The sequence below is a fragment of the Bradyrhizobium sp. 521_C7_N1_3 genome, from assembly GCF_052075975.1.
Taxonomy (GTDB): domain Bacteria; phylum Pseudomonadota; class Alphaproteobacteria; order Rhizobiales; family Xanthobacteraceae; genus Bradyrhizobium; species Bradyrhizobium japonicum.
This window is the reverse complement of sequence record NZ_CP197232.1, coordinates 2,745,627-2,764,396: the sequence shown is the minus strand read 5'-3', so window position 1 is coordinate 2,764,396 and position 18,770 is coordinate 2,745,627. Positions and strand designations below refer to the sequence as shown.

Sequence of the window (18,770 nt, the reverse complement as noted above, 5' to 3'; positions counted from 1 at the left end):
GAGTCGGCACCGCTCCACGCCGGGTGGCGGCCAGCTCAAAGCTCGGAGACCAATTCCACCAAGATCTGACGCAGCCACACATGAGATGGATCGTGATCGTAGGAAGCGTGCCAGAGCAGTGAAACAGCTACGTCCTGCAAATCCACCGGAGGCTGGCTCAGGCTAAGCTCGAGTTCTGTGGCGAACAACCGAGCCAGCCGCGCGTGCATTGTCACGACGACAGGTGCGCGTGCCACCAAGGCAGGGACAGTGAGGAAGCGAGGCGTGGTCAGGACAACCGTCCGCCGCAATCCTAGTTTCTCAAGGGCATCGTCTACCACGCCGCGCACAGTCCGGCCCGGCCGCAGGCTCGTGAGAACATGAGGTAACCGCACATAATCTTCGAGCGAGATTTGGGCGTCGGTGATGCCCGTTATCTCCGCGTTGAACATGCACAGATAGCTCTCGTTGAACAGCAGACGCCGCTTGTGGTGGATCTGGCCCTGAGGAAAGACGTCATAGCCAATAGCGAGGTCCAGTTCGTCAGCATCGAGATCATCCAGAAGTCTCGACGAGTCGATGTTGTAGAGCCGCAGATGGACGCCAGGCGCGACCTCGCGCAGGCGTGCGAGGAGAGCGGGAAGGATCAGGATTTCCATGCTGTCCGGGAGTCCGAACCTGAAGGTCCGCTCTGCCGTCGCTGGATCGAATGCGTCGTCGCGTGAGACAATCGTTTGGATTTGAGACAGCGTAGTCCGCACCGGCTCTACCAGCATCACTGCACGAGGAGTGAGGCGCAAGCCGTCGGGACCGCGCGTCAGAAGCTCGTCGCCGAACAGGTCGCGCAGGCGGGCGAGGTTGTGGCTCATCGCCGACTGACCAATGCCTACGCGGCCCGCAGCTCGCGTGACGCTACGTTCGCGAAGCAAGGCATCGAGGTGAACCAGTAGGTTTAAGTCGAGATGGCTTAGATTGACGGCATCGATACCCATCATCGATCCAATCTGTTTGATCAATGAACATAGGCCGTCCATCTTACGTGGCAAGGGAGCGGAGGGCGTGGCCCACCGCCCAGCTAAAGGAGATCAACATGTCAATCCGCAGTAGCCTTTTGGCCGCCACACTAGCCTTAGCCGCTTTTGGAACCGCTCATGCAGATAGCCTCAGGCCAATTCAGGCAAAGAGCATCGATCTCGGCGGGGTGTCCGGCGTCGCCTACTACACCGTTGAGCGCGATGGGTTCCATGTCGTGACGACGCTTGCTCAGGGCGAGACGGGAACGCCAATCCGCGTAGTCTCTGTTCTTGCGCCAGGCCAAAGCGTTGTTCTCTCAACGTCCCAGCAGCCACGTGCGCTTGAAATCAGCCGGGCGGGCAACGAAGTGCTGGTCCGCAAGGCGGCGCCCGTCACGAACTAAGGTTCGTGCCTAGCGGGCGCGGTAATTTTCATGGCGTCGGACCCGGTGGTGAGGTCAGCCGAGAGCCTTGCGACGTTCCGCGTCGACTTGAGCCCGCCATTGCTTGACGAGATCGCGTCGGCGACCGGGATAGCGTTCCGTCCTGAGCTTGATCTTTTCTATCCGATCCGCCCGGAATGAGCGGAAGTCCTTTCTCATTTCGCACCAGCCGGCAATGATGCGCCGGGAATCGAAAAAGCCGACGCCAATCGGCCAGATGATCCGCGTGGTCTTCGCGCCCTGCGGGTCCCGATACACAATGGAAAGCTTGTGTTGGTCGCGCATGGCTTGCCGCACGACGCGAAGGTCGACGGCTTCGGGCTGCTTCGGCCTGCGCCCCACGTGAAAGGCGCTGTCGTCAAGCTTGTGTCGCAGCTCCGAGGGGAGGACCGCGCCAATTTTGGCGAGCGCGTCACGCGCCGCCAGCGCGAACTCATCATCGGTCTGGCGCGATACCCATTGGGCGCCCAGCGCCAAGGCTTGGATTTCCTGTTCCGAGAACATCAGGGGAGGAAGGAGGAAGCCGGGTTGCAAGACATAGCCGAAGCCAGGCTCGCCGTCGATTTGTGCGCCCAAGCCCTGCAAGTCGGCGATATCGCGATAAATCGTTCGCAACGACACACCCGCCTCAGCCGCAAGGTCGTTGCCCGACACCGGGGTGCGGTGCCGCCGCAAGATCTGCATGAGGTCGAATAATCGCTGGCTCTTCGACATGGACCAAGTCTAGCACGAATCCTGCCAAAAATTGGCAGCAAGGCATCGCGGGCGACCGGCGGCGGCGCTTTGAGTGGCCGCGCCGCCTCACTGGCCCAGACCGCATTTACATCGCCACCACGGCCTTTCCGGCGAGCTTGTGCCCGGCTTCAAGCGCCGCGATGAGCGGGATCGCATCGTTCAGACGCACGGTCTCAGCGATTGGCAAGCGCAGCTTTCCATTCCCCGAAGCGACGGCAAGGCCGTCAAGGATATCAGCCCGCGCGGTACAGACGATCGGCTTGAGCTTCCGGTTGAAGATCGCACGGATGAACTTGATTGGCGCTGGATTGATATCGAGATACACGCCGCCTTCGCGAAGCAGGCCAACCCCGGCAGCAACCGCCATCGTTCCCGCCGTGTCATACACTACGTCGAAGCGTTCACGGATCTTCGACAGATCGGCGGCCCGATAATCGAAGAGAGGCTGGACGTCCAGGTCACGGGCTCGCTGCATCGCCTGCGCGCTGCATGTCCCCGCGACGGTCGCCCCGAACATCTTTGCGAGCTGCACCGTGGCCTCGCCGACAGCACCGGTGCAGCCGTTGACGAACACCTGGCTACCGGATTTCAGGGCAGCCTTGTCCACGAGGCCGTTCCAAGCGGTGACCCCCGGCGTAGCCAGGCAAGCCGCGTCCTCGAACGAGACCGAATCCGGCGTCCTGGCGACGAAGGTTTGGGGGGCGATGACGGCTTCGCCAAGCGCGCCGCCATGCTTTATCTGCGCCATGCCGAACACGGGATCGCCAATTTTGAAGCGCGTGACGCCAGCGCCGACAGCGGTCACGATGCCGGAAAAATCGCTGCCCATGGCGCGCGGAAATTTCTTTCCCGTCACCATTTTGAGATAGCCATTGCGCACCTTCCAATCGATGGGATTGATGGCGGCGAACTTGACCTTGACCGCGACTTCGCCGGTCCCCGGAGCCTTCAGCTCGAAGGCTTCGAGCTTCATCGTTTCGGGGCCGCCGTAGCTGTCATATTGAATCCGTTTCATGGTCGATCGTGCCTTAGTGCGGTTGGACCGTCGCCGTGTAGGCGGCGAACGGAGTCGCGTCGTAGATCACTTCGGTCGATGCGATCTTGCCGTTCTTCACCTTGAGGAGTTCCGCGACGACGGCGTTGGCAACCGGATGAGTGTCCGCGCTGTAAACGACGACAGCCTGCTCATCGTCGCCGTAGGCGGCGAGAACCGTGACCTTCTTGATCATGCGGGCGAAACCCTCGTGGAATTCGCGAAACTTCTGCACGCCGGCGATCCGCCCGCGTGGCGACGTGCAAACAACGTCGTCCGCCGACACGGAAGTAATCGTATCCACGCTCCTGCTGGCGATGGCCTCGATGTAGGTTTTGGCGATCTGCAGCGCCTGTCCGTTGCTTTGAGTTTTCATCGTCTTCCTTTCAGTAAAAATGCCCTGAAAGAAGACCTAGCGCAGGCCAGTGACAGATTCTGGCAGTAGGAAATCGGCGCTGCCAAAGGCGCCTTCGCGCCGCGACCGGCCTGCCTCCGCTGTCCGCTCCTCCGCGCAATAGCGGACATCGCTGGATGTCGCAGAATGGCCAAAAGCTGACCTCGGATTTTTGCGGACAACGATCTCCAGCCTGAGCCTCTCCCGGCCTCCTATTCTACGGAGAGGGAACTCGTGCCAAGTGCAAGGCAGCCTCAACGCCGCCTTCCAGGATCTGCTCCGCCTGCGCAGCGTTGGGCACGGCCCGCGCGAACTGAAGGGTGCCCACCATGAGTCCGAAAATGGCGGTCGCGCGGCGGCGGCTCGCTGCGGCATCTGCGTCAGGAAGCAGTGCGGCCAATGTCGCAACGTAGCTTCGCAACCCTTTCTCGTAATCTTTCCTGGTGGACAGGGGCTGTCGGGCGATTTCGGGGAGCAACGCCGCCGAGGGGCATCCGCCCGTCGGGTCTTCGAGGTGTGCGCGGTTCAGGTATCTCCGGATCGCGCCCTCAAGGTCCAGGCCTCTCCGCTGATCCTCATCGAGGCGATGTTGCTGGTCGTCGAGCGCGCTCGCTAGCGCCTCGCGAACGAGCGCGTCTTTGGATTCGAAGTGCGGAGAGAATGCGCCTTTGGTCAGGCCGGCCTCGTCCATGATCCCGGCGATCCCGGCGGCGGAGATGCCGTTCCGGCGCATGCGCTTCGACGCCACATCGATGATGTGCCGTCGCGTCGCCGCCTTATGACCTTTCTCGAAGCGCATCTTCTCTCCTCTCCACCAATTTCCCGCGGCCGTTACGCTGCGGCCGCTTCCGGAAAAGCCTGGAGATCGCGATCAAGTTGCTGGGCTACTGGATCGACATTATCGCCGCCGCCAAACTGACAGAAAACGGATGCTGGTCGATCACGACGTTAGATCGCACGCGACCCTGCGCCCAAAATGCCTTCGATGCCGCGGGCAAGGTTTAGAAGCCCCCGGTCGCTCCCTAACGGGGCATCCAGCTCGAGCCCAATCGGCAGCCCCGCGCGCGACAAGCCAACAGGAAGGCTGATACCGGGCAACCCCACGCTGCTTGCCGACACGGTGTGGTTCGCCAAAGCGAGGTCGCTAACTTCCTGCTCCGCGATATGGACGGTTGCCTGCTCCTCGATCAAAGGCGCCGTGCAGGGCGTGGTCGGTTGCAGAATGACCAGCGCCCCATGAGAGACGAACGCCGTGTTGAGCCGGCGCTGGATTTCCGGCCGGCTCACGTCGAGCGCAGTCTGATAGGCCTCCGCCGAGGTAGCACCCGCGCCACCCGGCAGTGCGATGTGCTCCCACGCCTGCCGAAGTTGGGGCTTAAGGCCCTCGTAAATGGCTTCGAACGTGGTCGGGATGTCGTGACGGCGAAGAAACTCCGAAATTGCGCCCATCGTCTCATGAGCGAAGATGCCCCATGTCGCGGTTTGGACAAGGGAATTGAAATCGTCGCCAAGGTCTACTTCAACGATCTCGGCGCCGGCGTCCTGCAAACGCCGAACCACCTCGCGGAAGCGGGTCTCGACTTCTGAATCCACCAGATCCAGGAACTGTCGCGGCGCGAAGGCCAGCCGGGCTCCCTTCAGGCCGTAGCCGCCGTCGGAGGACTCCGCGGCCTGTTCACCCGTCACGACCTGATCCACCAGAATGCAGTCCTCAACGCTTCTAGCGAACACGCCCGTCGTGTCGAGCGTATGAGAGATCGGCGCAACGCCGTGCCGCGGCCAACGCCCGGTGGTTGGCTTGAATCCCACGACGCCACAGAACGATGCGGGGACCCGGATGGACCCAACGGTGTCACCGCCCAGGGACGCGGGAACGAGGCCAGCGGCCACGGATGCGGCGGAGCCGCTCGAGGAGCCGCCCGACACGCGATCTCGTGCGTGCGGATTCTTCACCTGGCCGTAACGCGCGTTGTGACCGGTCAAGCCGTACGACATCTCGACGAGGTTGTTCTTGCCGAAGATCAAAGCGCCCGCACCCTTAATGGCCCGGACAGCGTCGGCATCTTCGCGCGGCACGAAATGAGCGAGGCCTTCGACGCCCAGGCTGGTAGGTAGCCCTTTCGTCAAATAACTGTCCTTCACCCCGAGCGGCACGCCAAGGAGCGGGGCCGCCGATCCGGCCGCACGCGATTTGTCTGCGGCCCTCGCGGCCGCCAGCACCCCGGCCTCGTCGATGGTGATGAAGGCGTTCAGTTCGGCAAGCGCTCGGGCGCGCTGTAAAAGCGCCGCGGTGTAGGCCTCCGAAGTGATGTCGCCGTTGCGAACCGCTGCTGCAGCGGTCGCGAGCCCAAGCGAGGCGACATCTGTGGTTTCTCGCGATGCGATGTGGCGTGAAGCCGTGCGCGTGTCGTCCATGAAATCCTCGCAAGGAACTGTTTGGCGGCACCCCGCAGCCGCCCAACAGCGGCATCGGTCCGATGCCATGATGGTCATCATATTAAATTACGATCGTAATTCAATAGAGCGGCAGCCTCGCCGGGGACACATGAGCGTGAGGTGCCGACGGACCGATCGATTGCGGGCAATGATTGGCTTCAACGGCGACCTCTGCTTGGGCCACAAGCGGTCGTCCCCGGAATGCATCCCGAGAGGATCGGTGATGTCAGAAGCCAATCTGGCCACAGCGCTCTTCAGCAGGTGTAGGCCACCCACGTAAAACCGTGACCGGTAACTTCCGGTCTTCCCGGGGTGAGCGACCGCTGTTGGGATCGACGCCTTCGCGCTGCAACTGGCCTGCCTCCGCCTGTCGGCGGCCCCGCAGGGCTATCGCTTTCCAATCGCGTTTTCTTCAATGCGATAGCCCCCTGCTGCCCCGGACCTCGCGCTCCGCCAACCTTCATTTGAATGATGACGAGACAATTGGTCGCTGAATGATGGCGAGACAATTGGCCGCAACCACTTTCGACCGAAAGACCCGAATGAGGTCGGGAGAGATGAGCACCTGTCCAGCATGTGGCAGCGCATCAACTGCCAAATTGTTCGAAGTCACCGCAGATCAGGCCTCTCGATCCTTCGTCAGTCCGCGCCAGTATCCGGATCGGTCTCGAAAGTTAATCCGCCACCTGTCGCTGCTCTGGGGCCGCGACACCTGCGATATCCGAAAATGTGCCGATTGCGGATTCGGTTTTGCAGATCCGTTCGTCGCGGGTGGCGCCGAGTTTTATAACCTGGCCGCACCGCACCCTTCCTATCCAACCATGAAATGGGAGTATGCGAGGACGATCGAGGCGCTGAACGGCCTCGGCACTGCCGGAAAAACGGCGATCGATGTCGGGGCCGGGTTTGGCTATTTTCTCGATCACATCAAGGACAAACTCTTTCACGCGTCCGATATTTACGCGGTCGACTACAACGAAGCAGCGCAACAGGCGTTGCGATCGAAAGGCTACAAGACCTTTTCGGTCGACCTGCGGGAGGATGGCTTCACCCCGATGAAGGAGGCCTTCGACGTCATCTTCATGTTCCAGGTATTCGAGCACATGGACCGGGTGGATGACGTCTTCGCGCGATTAAAATACCTTCTCAAGGCGCAAGGCTCTGTCTTCATCGCCGTGCCGAATGATATCCGAACGCACTACATGGAGGGCCACGGATCGCTCATCGACATGCCGCCGAACCACATCGGCCGCTGGACGAAGGACGCGTTTGATGCGGTATGCCGACGACACGGCCTGCAATTGAGCATTTGCGAGCGGGAGCCATTCACCCCCCTGAAGTTCCTCAGGGAAGACATCGTGGACAGCTTTTTGCGCAGGGCAGAGAAACCTGGCAGCGTCAGTGAGTTCGTGCGCGGCCTGCCGCGAAGCAAAGCGCAGCGGATTGGGCAAGCCGTGATCGCACTTGCGCTTGCACCATCACGCTTGCCGGCATGGGCCTACGCGGCCAGGAACTCATCGACGCTGGGGAGTGCGCTCTGGGTGAAGATCGACAAAGGCGCGTGACGAGCGACCACGGTCGAACGGGCCGCTCGCTGCCGCAGCGCCTGCCGGCTCATCACCTGCTCTTCGGTCTGATGGCGTCGACGGTTCCCTGTATGAAGGCCTGGAGCTTCCCGACGTCCCCTTCCGTCAACTTGCCGCTGAAATCCGGCATGCCCAGGTCACGGAATGGACCGTGGAAGAGGATATGCCTCAGATTGGCGATCTCTTCGGCGCTGACGTAGCCGAGATTGATGATGTTGCCGCCGCGGCCGACGCCAGGCACGCCGTGGCAGGCGACGCAGGCTGCCGCGACATAGATCTCGCCGCCTTCCCTGATGTCCTTCGGATCGTACTTCACGCCCTGCAGCAGACCATCGGTCTGATATTTGACGAACGCTGGCAGCTTCGCCGTGCCGCCGAGTGCGTAGGTGTAGATCGTTCCCGGGTTCTGGTACTCGGTCGCGCGATGCGTCAGGCCGTAGGAGCCGCCCCAGCCGACCGCAATCGAGATGTATTGCCTGTCGTCAACCATGTAGGTTGCGGCGGCCGCCACCGCGCCGGTGCCGGTCGGCATTTCCCACAGCTTGGTTCCGTTTGCCGCATCATAAGCGACGAAGCGGCCATCCGCCGTCCCCTGGAAAACCAGGTTGCCGGCGGTGGTCAGCGTCCCGCCATTCCACGGCGACACGTGCTCGACGCGCCAGACTTCCTTTTGATGCACCGGATCCCAGGCGAGCAGACGTCCGAATGGAGCCGACTTCGGAGGGTTAAAAACGAAACCGATATTCCCGCCCAGCAAGCCGCCGAGTTTGCCCGGCGCAGCAGCATTCTGCACGAACGACTTTTCCGGCGACAGATTGACCGGGATGTGCTGCGCCGGAAGATAGACGAGGCCGGTCAGCGGATTGAACGACATCGGCTGCCAATTGTGAGCCCCGTCCGGTCCCGGAATCGACTCGTATTGATCTGCGTCGCGCGCCGCCGGCAGCTCGATCGGCCGTCCGTTGGCATCGTATCCCGTCGCCCAATTCACATCGACGAAGTTCTTCGCCGAGATGAACTTGCCGTTGGTACGATCGATGACGAAGAAGAAGCCGTTTTTCGGCGCGTGCAGGATCACCTTGCGCGGCACATTGTCGATCTTGATGTCGGCCAGGATCATCGGCTGGGTCGATGTGTAGTCCCAATTGTCGCCGGGCGTCTCCTGATAGTGCCAGATATACCGGCCAGTGTCGGCGTTGAGCGCGACGATCGAGCCCAGATAGAGATTGTCGCCACCCGACGGACTGCGAAGCTTGCGATTCCAGGGACCGCCGTTTCCCGTGCCAACATAGACCATGTTCAGATCGGGATCGAACGTGATCGAGTCCCATGGCGCGCCACCGCCGCCGTTGATCCAATACTTCCCTGAGGGATCCCAGGTCTTCGCCGCGGCTTCCATCGAGGCGTCTTCAAACGGCTTCGATGGATCGCCGGGCACGGTGAACCAGCGCCAGAGCTGATGACCGGTCTCGCTGTCGTAGGCCGTGACGTAGCCGCGCACACCATATTCGGCACCGCTCTGGCCGATCACGACCTTGCCGTTGAAGACGCGCGGCGCGCCGGTGATCGTGTAGGAATGCGCGTGATCGATCAGCGTGTCCGTTTCCCAGATCTTGGCCCCGGTCGCGGCATCGAGCGCGATCAGGCGCCCGTCATAGGCGGCTTCGAAGACCTTGCCCTTATAGAGTGCGAGACCACGGCTGACAGCGTCGCAGCACCCGCGATAGGTCTTTGACCGGTCAACACCCGGATCGAACGACCAGATTTTTGTCCCGGTCCGCGCGTCGATGGCATGGACCACATTCCAGGGGGCCGACTGATACATGATGCCATCGACGACGAGGGGCGTTGCCTCGATGCCGCGCGATGATTCCAGATTGTAACTCCAGACGAGCCCGAGATCCCTGACGTTGTCGGTGTTGATCTGATTGAGCTTGCTGAACCGCGTTTCGGCGTAGTCGAGGCCGACGGTCGGCCAATTTCTGGACGTCTTCGTATTGGCTTCAATGAAGTCGCTGTCGACTCTGGAGATGTTCGCCTTGATGCGGTCCGACTTCGCGTCGGTCCCACTCTGCGCCCATGCACTGAAAGGCAGGGAAAGACCCAGGAGAACGAGAAAGAGAGCAGGAAAAAGAACAAGGGCGGCACTGATCTCACGGAAGGCAATCTGAATCCTGGACCGATTGCTCGACTTTTTTTCAGGCCATTGGCACTCTGTGTTGGATCGTCCCATGCCTCACCCTCCTCCGTGCACGTCGAGACCACGGTGCGTGCGCATGCCTGCGCCCGTCTCCGTTGATATGAAGTCTCAAACCTGCCCCGACGGTGCTACTGAAGCATTTCAGTCCTGACATGCCCGATTGCAGTTGTAAGAAAGCGTCCTGCTTGGCCCACCGGCCACCACGGCTGTCATCGGCGAAAATCTTTTCAACCCTTGGTGATCAGGATCGGGTGTTTCGGCTAGCATTTGGTGGCGTGCAAGCATTTGGGACGGAATGTCCGTCCTCGAAGGGACATATTATGCGATCAGCGACCTTGCCGCCGCCGAGATCATCACCAGCCCGCCGGTGATGACAGCGACGTCGAGAATGGCGGTGTGGATATGCACCGGCATCCGCTCGACAAAGGCCTTTGCCAGAAACGCGCCGGGGATGGCGATCGCGCCGATCAGCAGCGCAAAGGCCAGCACCTGCGCGGTGACGGCGCCGGCGAGGCCAAACACCGAGATCTTGATGAGGCCGGTGCCGAGCGAGATCATCGCATCGGTCGCGATCACGGCGGCGCCTTCGAGGCCCGCGGCCATCAAGAGCGAGAGCAGGATCACGCCGGAGCCGGAGGTGCCGCCGACCAGCACGCCGTAACCGACGGAGCCGGCGGCAAGGCCGGTGTCGCCGATCCTGACCTGGCGACGGCGGAGCACGCGGCGCAGCGGCACGCTGAGGATCAGCATGGAGCCGATCACGAGTGCTGCGCCCGCATTGGTCAGCCGCGTGTAGCCGTAGGCGCCGAGCGCGGTCGTCAGCGCCGCACAGGCCAGCACGATCAGCGCGCGGCGGCGGTCGGCATAGCGCAGATAGGCGAGCGCGCGGCTCGAATTGGTGAAGATCGCGGAGATCGCGATGATCGGCACCACGGGCTCGGCGCCGACCAGCGGCACCAGCACCAGCGGCATCAGGGCGCCGGTGCCGTAGCCGGCGAGACCACCGATGATCGAAGCAAACAACGCCATCAACGCGACCAGCAGGAGCTGAAGGATCGAGATGTCGGCGAAGCCTGAGACGATTGTCACGTTCTCTCATCGCGGCTGACGCGTGCCGCTGCTTGATCGGCGATGGAAGCGAGCGCGGCTTCCTCTAGGGGAAAATCCGCCGCAAGCCAAGCGTCCTCGGCAAGCGTCAGCACGTGCCCGAGCGCGGGTCCTTCCGCCATGCCGCGGGCGATGAAGTCGGCGGCGCGAAGCGGAAATTTCGGCGCAGTCCAGCGCTGCGGCAGCTCGGCGAGCGCACGCCAGTGCGACGATCCGACGTCACCGCCGGCCCGCGCCCAGGCGAGCAACACGCGATCGTGATAGCGCTCCGCGCCCAGCCGATAGAGCAACCGCCGCGCATTGGCCTCGTCCTTGGTGGCAAAGCGCCACCAGCGGTGCCCCATCGAATCCAGCGCCTTGCCCTCCGCGTTGGAGAGCCGCAAGCGCGTGGCGACGCGCTTGGCATCTTCGGTCACGGCGACCGTCAGCGCGGCGAGCCGCCGCGTGCTGCTTGCCGGCAAGCCAAGCTCTGCCTCGATCGCGATCATGGCCGACAGCGGCCCGGTATAGACGACGCCCCCGCTCAGCGCTTGCAGCAACCCGCCATCGGCCATCGCGAGCGCGGCGTCGGAGGCACCGTGGGCGACCAGCAGCTTCAGCATCTCCATGCGCACCCGCTCGGACGACAGGCTCGCAAGCCCCGCGCGGCCGCGGATGCAGGCGAGATAGCCGTCGCGGTCGGGCTCGCCGGCCCCGAAGGCGGCGTGGATGCGGAAGAAGCGCAGGATGCGCAAATAGTCCTCGGCGATGCGCTGGTCGGGATCGCCGATGAAGCGCACGCGCCGCGCGGCCGCATCCGCGATCCCGCCGACATAGTCGTAGACGACGCCGGTCGCATCGGCCGACAATCCGTTCATGGTGAAGTCGCGGCGCTCGGCGTCCTTCACCCAGTCGCGGCCGAACGCGACCTTGGCCTTGCGGCCGAAGGTCTCGGTGTCCTCGCGCAGCGTCGTGACCTCAAAGGGCTGGCCGTCGATGACCAGCGTGATGGTGCCGTGGTCGATGCCGGTCGGCACGCTCTTGATGCCGGCAGCCTTGGCGCGGCGCATCACCTCGTCGGGCAACGCGGTGGTTGCGATGTCGATGTCGCCGGGCACGAGACCGAGCAGCGCATTGCGCACGGCGCCGCCGACCACGCGCCCTTCCTCGCCGTCGGCGTTGAGCAGCGCCAGCACGCGCGCCGTGCCGCCGGAGGTCAGCCAGGGCGCCTTGGCGAGTAACGGCTCTGCGCTCATGGTCCAGCCCCTATTTTTCCACGCCAGGCACGAGCCTGCCGTTCTCGATATGGGCGGGAACGTAGGTCGAATCCGGTGCGGCGCCGGAGAAATGCGCGAAGCCGATCAGCCCCGCGATGACAAGCACGAGCGCGGCCAGGACCAGGCGCGCCACGACGGTGACCGGCCAGGACGATCGCGCGAACAGGCCGGAGCGGGTGGCGGCCAGGAACAGCGCATAGACGGCAAAGGGGATGAGGAAGATTCCGATCTCGGTCAGAACCGGCCGGATCATGATGAGTAGATCCGCTCATACAGCACACGCAGCATTCCGGCCGTCGCACCCCAGATGTAGCGCTCCGCGAACGGCATCGCGTAGTAGAACCGCTCCATGCCGCGGAATTCCTTGCTGTGCACCTGGTGGTTCACCGGGTTCATCAGGAAGGATAACGGCACCTCGAAGGCATCATCAACCTCGGAATGGTTGATGGTGAGCTCGAAGCCGGGCCGCACCCTGGCGACCGTCGGCAGGATGCGGAAGCCGAAAGCGGTGCCGTAGAGATCGAGGTAGCCGATCGGCTCGACGAAGTCTCTGGACAGGCCGACCTCCTCCTCGGCCTCGCGCAGAGCGGCATCGAGCGGCGAGGCGTCGGTGGCGTCGATCTTGCCGCCGGGGAAAGCGATCTGGCCGGCGTGGTCGTTGAGATGCGCCGAGCGCTGCGTCAGCAGGATGGTCGGCTCGGGACGGTCGACCACGGCGATCAGGACCGCTGCCGGCCGCACCGGCTGCTCGCGCGCGACGATCTCCAGCATCTTGTCGGTGCCGGGATCGCCCGAGGCGGGGATGATGTTCGGATCGTAGAGGCCGGGCGGCACGTCGAAGCCGAGCCTCGCCCCGGATCGGGCGAAGAAATCGGCCGCGCCGATCACGACCGGACCGCTCTTCAGGATAGGCTTGTTCAAAGTGCGGCCCTCACCTGCTCCGCGTCGGCCATGGCGAAGAATTTACCGGCCGACTCGACGCCGAACATCGGCTGGCCATCGACCATCCGCTCCTCACCCATGTCAACCAGATCGTAGTAGAGCGCGCGGGTGACCTTGGCCCAGAGATCGGCGCGGACATGCAGGTACGGCGTCAGCCCGCCCTCCCTGGCCTGCTCGAAGCGCAGCCGGTGCGCGGCATCGCAGGTGACCCAGTCGTCGACATTGGTGCGGAAGCGGAGCACGCGATGGTTGTCCTCGCCGTCCTTCTGCATCTCGACCGCCATGAACGGCGCGTCGTCGACGCGAATGCCGACCTTCTCCACGGGCGTGACGAGGAAATGCTTGTCGCCCTCGCGCTTCAGGACCGTCGAGAACAGGCGGACCAGGGCGTGCCGTCCGATTGGCGTGCCCATGTAGAACCAAGTACCGTCGGACGCGATTCGGATGTCGAGATCGCCGCAAAACGGCGGATTCCACAGATGCACCGGCGGCAGGCCCTTCGTGGCGCCATCGGCATTGGCAGCACTTTTGGCGGCGGCAGTCAGCCCCTCAAGACCGCGATCGGCGCTCTGCCCTTGGTTCGCCATGGTTTGCCCTGACTTTGTCTGTTGGCACGATTGGTGCACGTTTTACGTTGTACCCGGGTGCGCGGTTCCACACCGGATTAGCCCGGTGTGGAGGTCGCCACTTCGTGATGCCCTACATATCCCTAAGCCGATAAGGTGGGGATAGGTTAATTCAACGAATACATGGCCTTCCTGCAAGTCTAGCATAGGGCCCATGTGCGACTTTTGATGACTTGACGACGCAAGCGGGCCGCGTGGCGGACTTTAAGGAGCTGACGGATGGCGGAAAGTGTCGAGAAACTGGAAGACGGAATCGTCCGTTCGGCCGAGCAGGTGTCGAGCCAGATCCGCGCGGCGAAAGACGCAATCGCGTCCGTCATCTTCGGCCAGGATCGTGTGATCGAGAACACGCTCGTCACCATCCTCTCCGGCGGTCATGCGCTGCTGATCGGCGTGCCCGGCCTCGCCAAGACCAAGCTGGTCGAGACGCTCGGCGTCACGCTGGGTCTCGACGCCAAGCGCATCCAGTTCACGCCGGATTTGATGCCGTCGGACATTCTCGGCGCCGAAGTGCTCGACGAGAGCACCGCCGGCAAGCGCTCCTTCCGCTTCATCTCCGGTCCCGTGTTCGCGCAGCTGCTGATGGCTGACGAGATCAACCGCGCCAGCCCGCGCACGCAGTCGGCGCTGCTCCAGGCGATGCAGGAGCAGCACATCACCGTCGCCGGCGCGCGTCACGACCTGCCGAAGCCGTTCCACGTGCTCGCCACGCAAAACCCGCTGGAGCAGGAAGGCACCTATCCGCTGCCGGAAGCCCAGCTCGACCGCTTCCTGATGGAGATCGACGTCGACTATCCCGATCGCGACGCCGAGCGCCGCATCCTGTTCGAGACCACGGGTGCCGAGGAGACGCTGGCGAGGGGATCGATGAACGCAGAAGCGCTGATCACCGCGCAGCGGCTGATCCGCCGTCTGCCGGTCGGCGATTCCGTGGTGGAAGCGATCCTGTCGCTGGTCCGCTCGGCCCGTCCGGGCGAGGAGAGCGGCGAGACCGGCAAGTTCATCGCCTGGGGTCCCGGCCCGCGCGCCAGCCAATCCTTGATGCTCGCCGTGCGCGCACGCGCGCTGATCGATGGACGCCTGGCGCCCTCGATCGACGACGTGCTCGACCTCGCCGAGCCCATATTGAAGCACCGCATGGCGCTGACGTTCCAGGCGCGCGCCGAGGGCCGCACGATTCCGGACGTGATCAAGCAATTGAAGGCTCGGATCGGTTGATGGCCGCAGACAACGGGCACACAGCGAAGGAGATCATCGCGATCCGACGTGCCGATGGCGAAAGCCGTACGCTCGCCGCTTCGCTGCCACGCCTGGTGCTCGAGGCCCGCCGTATCGCTGCCAACGTCATCCACGGCCTGCACGGAAGGCGCCGCGCCGGTTCGGGTGAAAATTTCTGGCAATACCGCCGCTTCGTCTCCGGCGAGCCGGCGCAGAACGTCGACTGGCGGCGCTCGGCGCGTGACGACCATTTGTACGTGCGCGAGCTTGAATGGGAAGCCTCGCACACGGTGTGGATCTGGCCCGACCGCTCGCCCTCGATGGCGTTCGCCTCCAAGACCGCACGCGAATCCAAGCTCGAGCGGACGCTGATCGTTGCCTTCGCGCTGGCCGAACTGCTGGTCTCGGGCGGCGAACGCGTCGGCATTCCCGGACTAATGGCGCCGACCGCGAGCCGCAGCGTCATCGACAAGATGGCGCAGGCGATGCTGCATGACGATGCCGGCCGGCTGAGCCTGCCGCCGTCCTTCGTGCCTTCCGCGCTCGCCGAGATCATCGTGCTGTCGGATTTCTGGTCGCCGATCGCGGAGATCAAATCCATGCTCGCGGGCCTGTCCGGCTCCGGCGCGCATGGCACGATGGTGCAGGTGGTGGATCCCGCCGAAGAGTCGTTCCCTTATTCCGGCCGCATCGAGTTTGTCGAGCCCGAGGGCTTCGGCGTGATCACGGCGGGCCGCGCCGAGAGCTGGGCGCAGGATTACACCGCGCGGCTCGCGCTGCACCGCGACCAGATCCGCGCCGAGACCAGCAGGCTCAACTGGCTGTTCACGACCCACACGACCGACCGCTCCGCCGCCGAGCTCTTGCTGTTCCTGCATGCCGGCATGCAGGTGAGCAAGTCGGGCACCCGCACCACGACGATCAAGGTGGGGCCGGCCGCATGATGGGATTGCCGCTCGCCTTCACCGAACCGCTGCTCCTGATCGGCCTCGTCAGCCTGCCCGTGCTGTGGTGGCTGCTGCGCGTGATGCCGCCGCGGCCGCGCCGGATCGAGTTTCCGCCGACGCGCCTGCTGTTCGACATCGCGCCAAGGGAAGAGACGCCCTCGCGGACGCCGTGGTGGCTGACCGCGCTGCGGCTCCTGGCTGCGGCCCTCGTCATTTTCGCCGCCGCCGGCCCGATCTGGAATCCGCAAACGGGCGCCGCCGGCAGCAAGGCACCGCTGATGATCATGTTCGACGACGGCTGGAGCGCTGCATCGCATTGGGATGTCAGGGTCAGGGCCGCTGACGAGCTGATCGCCAACGCCGACAACGACCGCCGCGCCATCGCGCTGGTGCCGCTGTCCGAGCCGAACCGCGACATCACCCTGATGCCGGCGGGTGCGGCGCGCGTCGCACTGCGCCAGCTCGCGCCGAAGCCCTACTCGATCGATCGCGTTGAAACCCTGACCGCCATCGACCGTTTCCTGAAGGCCACCGGCGACTGCGAGATCGCCTGGCTGTCGGATGGCGTCGATACCGGCCGCGGCGAGGACTTCGTGCAGGGCCTCGGCAAGACCATCGGAGATCGCAGCCTGACGGTGTTCCAAGGCGGCACGTCCTCCCCGCTGGCGCTCGTCGCCGCCGAGAACGCCGCCGCCAAGATGACGGTGAAGGTGCTGCGCACCGACAGCGGCATCGCCGTCGGCACCGTGCGCGCGCTGGACCAGAAGTCCTCGCCGATCGGCGAAGCGCGCTATTCGTTCGGCCCGCAGGACAAGGAAACCGAAGCCTCGTTCGACCTGCCGGTCGAGCTGCGCAACGACATCACGCGGCTCGACATATCGGGCGAGCGTTCGGCCGGCGCGGTGCAACTGCTCGACAAGCGGTGGCGCCGCCGCGCCATCGGCATCGTCACCGGCACGACCAGCGAGACCGCGCAGCCGCTGCTGGCGCCGACCTTCTACCTGACCCGTGCGCTGGCGCCGTTCGCCGACGTGCGGCTCGCCGACCGGGGCTCGCCGCAGCAGGGCATCACGCAATTCCTCGACCAGAAGCTGCCGATGATCATCCTCGCCGATGTCGGCACCGTCGCTCCCGAAATCCGCGAGCGCCTCAACGCCTGGATCGACCAGGGCGGCGTGCTGGTGCGCTTCGCCGGACCAAGGCTGGCACAGGCCGAGGACGATCTCGTGCCGGTCAAGCTGCGCAAGGGCGGCCGCACGCTCGGCGGCAGCCTGACCTGGGAGAAGCCGCAGCATCTCGCCGCCTTCGCGGCGAACGGCCCGTTTGCCGGCGTCGCAGTCCCCAAGGACGTTACCGTGAACCGCCAGGTGCTGGCCGAGCCCGACGCGGTGCTCGCCACCAAGAGCTGGGCCTCGCTGGAAGACGGCACGCCGCTCGTCACCGGCGAGCATCGCGGCAAGGGCCTGGTCAGCCTGTTCCACGTCAGCGCCGACATGCGCTGGTCTGACCTGCCGATGTCGGGCACCTTCGTCGAAATGCTGCGCCGGGTCGTCGACATGTCCGGCTACACCGCCAAGCCCGGGCCCGGGGTCGCGGCCGAGGCGAGCACCGAGACGGTGGCGCCGCTGCACATCCTCGACGGCTTCGGCGCGTTCGGTCCGCCGCCGGCCACCGCAAAGCCGCTGCCCGCGGATTATCGCGACCGCGCTACGCCCGATCATCCGCCCGGCTTCTATGGTCCGGCAGAAGGACCGCTCGCCGTGAACACGCTCGCAGCTTCCGACCGCATCGCAGCGCTAAACACCACAGGCCTGCGCGCCCGGCACGCGACCTACACCAATGCCGAACCGCGCGACCTGCGCGGCTGGCTGCTGTCGACGGCACTCGCGCTGTTCCTGATCGACGCCATCATCGTCGCGGTGCTCGGCGGCGGGATCGCCGCGCTGCTGCGCCGGCGCGCCGCGACGGCCATGATCGTCGTCGGGCTGGCGCTTGCCGGCCTGGTGTCGCTTGCGCCGGCGCCGTCGCGCGCCGATAGCGCCTCCGACGAGTTCGCCATGAAGGCGGTGTCGCAAACCCGCCTCGCCTATGTCGTCACCGGCAATGCCGACGTCGATTCCATCGTCAAGGCCGGCATGTCCGGTCTGACGCAGTTCCTGGCGCAGCGCACCGCGCTGGAGGCCGGCGATCCCGTCGGCATCGATCCCGGCCGCGACGAGCTTGCCTTCTTCCCGCTGATCTACTGGCCGATCGTGCCGGGCGCGCCCAAGCCGCCGCAGGATGCCATCAACAAGATCGACGCCTACATGAAGCAGGGCGGCACCGTGCTGTTCGACACCCGCGACGCGATCGAAGCGCCGCCCGGCGAGAATGGCGCCGCGCAGACCCCGGGCATGCAGACGCTGCGCGAGATCCTGTCGTCGCTCGACGTGCCCGAGCTCGAGCCGGTGCCGCGCGAGCACGTGCTGACCAAGACTTTTTATCTGCTGCGCGACTTCCCGGGCCGTTTCAGCACCGGCCAGACCTGGGTCGAGGCCCTGCCGCGCGATGAGGATGACGACAGCGCGCAGCGGCCGGCCCGCGGCGGCGACGGCGTCTCGCCGATCATCATCACCTCGAACGATCTGGCCGGCGCCTGGGCGCAGCGGCTCGACGGTCAGTTCATGCTGCCGATGTCCGGCGGCGACGCCCGCCAGCGCGAGTTCGCCTACCGCGCCGGCGCCAACATCGTGATGTACACCCTGACCGGCAACTACAAGGCCGACCAGGTGCACGCACCGGCCCTGATCGAACGGTTGGGGCAATGATGCGGGTTTTGAAATTCGATACCCGTCAAACAGAAGCCGTCATGCCCG

At 64.4% G+C, this 18,770-nt stretch carries 17 protein-coding genes; 5 read left to right on the top strand and 12 right to left on the bottom strand.

Going from position 1 to position 18,770, the window contains the following annotated elements:
• Positions 1–35: 35 nt before the first annotated feature.
• Positions 36–971, bottom strand: a complete 936-nt coding sequence (locus AB7008_RS12495) for a LysR family transcriptional regulator (protein WP_441261203.1) — start codon at positions 969–971, stop codon at positions 36–38.
• Between the two features lie 98 nt (positions 972–1,069).
• Between AB7008_RS12495 and AB7008_RS12490 the strand changes: the two genes are divergently transcribed.
• Positions 1,070–1,396 (top strand): hypothetical protein, encoded by a 327-nt coding sequence (locus AB7008_RS12490; RefSeq protein ID WP_028158248.1) that lies wholly within the window; start codon positions 1,070–1,072, stop codon positions 1,394–1,396.
• Between the two features lie 54 nt (positions 1,397–1,450).
• Here the strand turns inward: AB7008_RS12490 and AB7008_RS12485 are convergent, their stop codons facing one another.
• The 5 genes from AB7008_RS12485 to AB7008_RS12465 all read right to left on the bottom strand — a co-directional run bounded on the left by AB7008_RS12485 (position 1,451) and on the right by AB7008_RS12465 (position 6,012).
• Positions 1,451–2,149 (bottom strand): helix-turn-helix transcriptional regulator, encoded by a 699-nt coding sequence (locus AB7008_RS12485; RefSeq protein ID WP_441258891.1) that lies wholly within the window; start codon positions 2,147–2,149, stop codon positions 1,451–1,453.
• Positions 2,150–2,255: 106 nt separating this feature from the next.
• The gene (locus AB7008_RS12480) at positions 2,256–3,185 is read right to left on the bottom strand and encodes an NAD(P)-dependent alcohol dehydrogenase (protein ID WP_441258890.1); all 930 of its coding nucleotides are present in this window, start codon (positions 3,183–3,185) and stop codon (positions 2,256–2,258) included.
• A 13-nt stretch (positions 3,186–3,198) separates the two neighbouring features.
• Entirely contained in the window at positions 3,199–3,579 is a 381-nt protein-coding gene (locus tag AB7008_RS12475; RefSeq protein ID WP_441258889.1) for a nuclear transport factor 2 family protein, read from the bottom strand.
• A gap of 235 nt (positions 3,580–3,814) precedes the next feature.
• Positions 3,815–4,396 carry a TetR/AcrR family transcriptional regulator gene (locus tag AB7008_RS12470; RefSeq protein ID WP_028158252.1) on the bottom strand — a complete coding sequence of 194 codons (582 nt, stop codon included), beginning with the start codon at positions 4,394–4,396 and terminating at the stop codon, positions 3,815–3,817.
• A 149-nt stretch (positions 4,397–4,545) separates the two neighbouring features.
• Positions 4,546–6,012, bottom strand: a complete 1,467-nt coding sequence (locus AB7008_RS12465; protein WP_441258888.1) for an amidase family protein — start codon at positions 6,010–6,012, stop codon at positions 4,546–4,548.
• A gap of 578 nt (positions 6,013–6,590) precedes the next feature.
• Here AB7008_RS12465 and AB7008_RS12460 point away from each other — a divergent pair.
• Complete coding sequence (locus AB7008_RS12460) at positions 6,591–7,598, top strand: class I SAM-dependent methyltransferase (protein WP_441258887.1); 1,008 nt, start codon at positions 6,591–6,593, stop codon at positions 7,596–7,598.
• Between the two features lie 52 nt (positions 7,599–7,650).
• Here the strand turns inward: AB7008_RS12460 and AB7008_RS12455 are convergent, their stop codons facing one another.
• The 6 genes from AB7008_RS12455 to AB7008_RS12430 form a co-directional block, all read right to left on the bottom strand.
• Positions 7,651–9,852, bottom strand: coding sequence for a PQQ-dependent dehydrogenase, methanol/ethanol family (locus tag AB7008_RS12455; RefSeq protein WP_304492980.1), 2,202 nt, complete (start codon positions 9,850–9,852; stop codon positions 7,651–7,653).
• A 285-nt stretch (positions 9,853–10,137) separates the two neighbouring features.
• On the bottom strand, positions 10,138–10,908 hold the full coding sequence (locus AB7008_RS12450) for a sulfite exporter TauE/SafE family protein (protein WP_028158256.1): 771 nt from the start codon (positions 10,906–10,908) through the stop codon (positions 10,138–10,140).
• Entirely contained in the window at positions 10,905–12,161 is a 1,257-nt protein-coding gene (locus tag AB7008_RS12445) for a CCA tRNA nucleotidyltransferase (RefSeq protein WP_441258886.1), read from the bottom strand. Before AB7008_RS12445 ends, AB7008_RS12450 begins: the two co-directional genes overlap by 4 nt.
• 10 nt (positions 12,162–12,171) lie before the next feature.
• The gene (locus AB7008_RS12440; protein WP_014497409.1) at positions 12,172–12,435 is read right to left on the bottom strand and encodes a DUF6111 family protein; all 264 of its coding nucleotides are present in this window, start codon (positions 12,433–12,435) and stop codon (positions 12,172–12,174) included.
• Positions 12,432–13,103, bottom strand: coding sequence for a CoA pyrophosphatase (locus AB7008_RS12435; RefSeq protein WP_248881668.1), 672 nt, complete (start codon positions 13,101–13,103; stop codon positions 12,432–12,434). The genes AB7008_RS12440 and AB7008_RS12435 overlap by 4 nt, the downstream gene beginning before the upstream one ends.
• Positions 13,100–13,711 carry a DUF1285 domain-containing protein gene (locus AB7008_RS12430; RefSeq protein ID WP_441258885.1) on the bottom strand — a complete coding sequence of 204 codons (612 nt, stop codon included), beginning with the start codon at positions 13,709–13,711 and terminating at the stop codon, positions 13,100–13,102. The genes AB7008_RS12435 and AB7008_RS12430 overlap by 4 nt, the downstream gene beginning before the upstream one ends.
• Positions 13,712–13,969: 258 nt before the next feature.
• Between AB7008_RS12430 and AB7008_RS12425 the strand changes: the two genes are divergently transcribed.
• The 3 genes from AB7008_RS12425 to AB7008_RS12415 are packed head-to-tail and all read left to right on the top strand — an operon-like array spanning position 13,970 to position 18,722.
• The gene (locus AB7008_RS12425; RefSeq protein WP_014497412.1) at positions 13,970–14,968 is read left to right on the top strand and encodes an AAA family ATPase; all 999 of its coding nucleotides are present in this window, start codon (positions 13,970–13,972) and stop codon (positions 14,966–14,968) included.
• Positions 14,968–15,912: a DUF58 domain-containing protein gene (locus tag AB7008_RS12420; protein ID WP_441258884.1), complete on the top strand. Its 945-nt coding sequence runs from the start codon at positions 14,968–14,970 to the stop codon at positions 15,910–15,912. The genes AB7008_RS12425 and AB7008_RS12420 overlap by 1 nt, the downstream gene beginning before the upstream one ends.
• Positions 15,909–18,722: a DUF4159 domain-containing protein gene (locus AB7008_RS12415; protein WP_441258883.1), complete on the top strand. Its 2,814-nt coding sequence runs from the start codon at positions 15,909–15,911 to the stop codon at positions 18,720–18,722. Before AB7008_RS12420 ends, AB7008_RS12415 begins: the two co-directional genes overlap by 4 nt.
• Positions 18,723–18,770: the final 48 nt, after the last annotated feature.

Coding starts and splice junctions, on each gene's coding strand:
- AB7008_RS12495 (WP_441261203.1), bottom strand. CDS start 971: ATGGGTATCGATGCCGTCAATCTAAGCCATCTCGACTTAAACCTACTG.
- AB7008_RS12475 (WP_441258889.1), bottom strand. CDS start 3,579: ATGAAAACTCAAAGCAACGGACAGGCGCTGCAGATCGCCAAAACCTAC.
- AB7008_RS12460 (WP_441258887.1), top strand. CDS start 6,591: ATGAGCACCTGTCCAGCATGTGGCAGCGCATCAACTGCCAAATTGTTC.
- AB7008_RS12420 (WP_441258884.1), top strand. CDS start 14,968: ATGGCCGCAGACAACGGGCACACAGCGAAGGAGATCATCGCGATCCGA.
- AB7008_RS12465 (WP_441258888.1), bottom strand. CDS start 6,012: ATGGACGACACGCGCACGGCTTCACGCCACATCGCATCGCGAGAAACC.
- AB7008_RS12485 (WP_441258891.1), bottom strand. CDS start 2,149: ATGTCGAAGAGCCAGCGATTATTCGACCTCATGCAGATCTTGCGGCGG.
- AB7008_RS12430 (WP_441258885.1), bottom strand. CDS start 13,711: ATGGCGAACCAAGGGCAGAGCGCCGATCGCGGTCTTGAGGGGCTGACT.
- AB7008_RS12415 (WP_441258883.1), top strand. CDS start 15,909: ATGATGGGATTGCCGCTCGCCTTCACCGAACCGCTGCTCCTGATCGGC.
- AB7008_RS12455 (WP_304492980.1), bottom strand. CDS start 9,852: ATGGGACGATCCAACACAGAGTGCCAATGGCCTGAAAAAAAGTCGAGC.
- AB7008_RS12440 (WP_014497409.1), bottom strand. CDS start 12,435: ATGATCCGGCCGGTTCTGACCGAGATCGGAATCTTCCTCATCCCCTTT.
- AB7008_RS12425 (WP_014497412.1), top strand. CDS start 13,970: ATGGCGGAAAGTGTCGAGAAACTGGAAGACGGAATCGTCCGTTCGGCC.
- AB7008_RS12445 (WP_441258886.1), bottom strand. CDS start 12,161: ATGAGCGCAGAGCCGTTACTCGCCAAGGCGCCCTGGCTGACCTCCGGC.
- AB7008_RS12470 (WP_028158252.1), bottom strand. CDS start 4,396: ATGCGCTTCGAGAAAGGTCATAAGGCGGCGACGCGACGGCACATCATC.
- AB7008_RS12490 (WP_028158248.1), top strand. CDS start 1,070: ATGTCAATCCGCAGTAGCCTTTTGGCCGCCACACTAGCCTTAGCCGCT.
- AB7008_RS12480 (WP_441258890.1), bottom strand. CDS start 3,185: ATGAAACGGATTCAATATGACAGCTACGGCGGCCCCGAAACGATGAAG.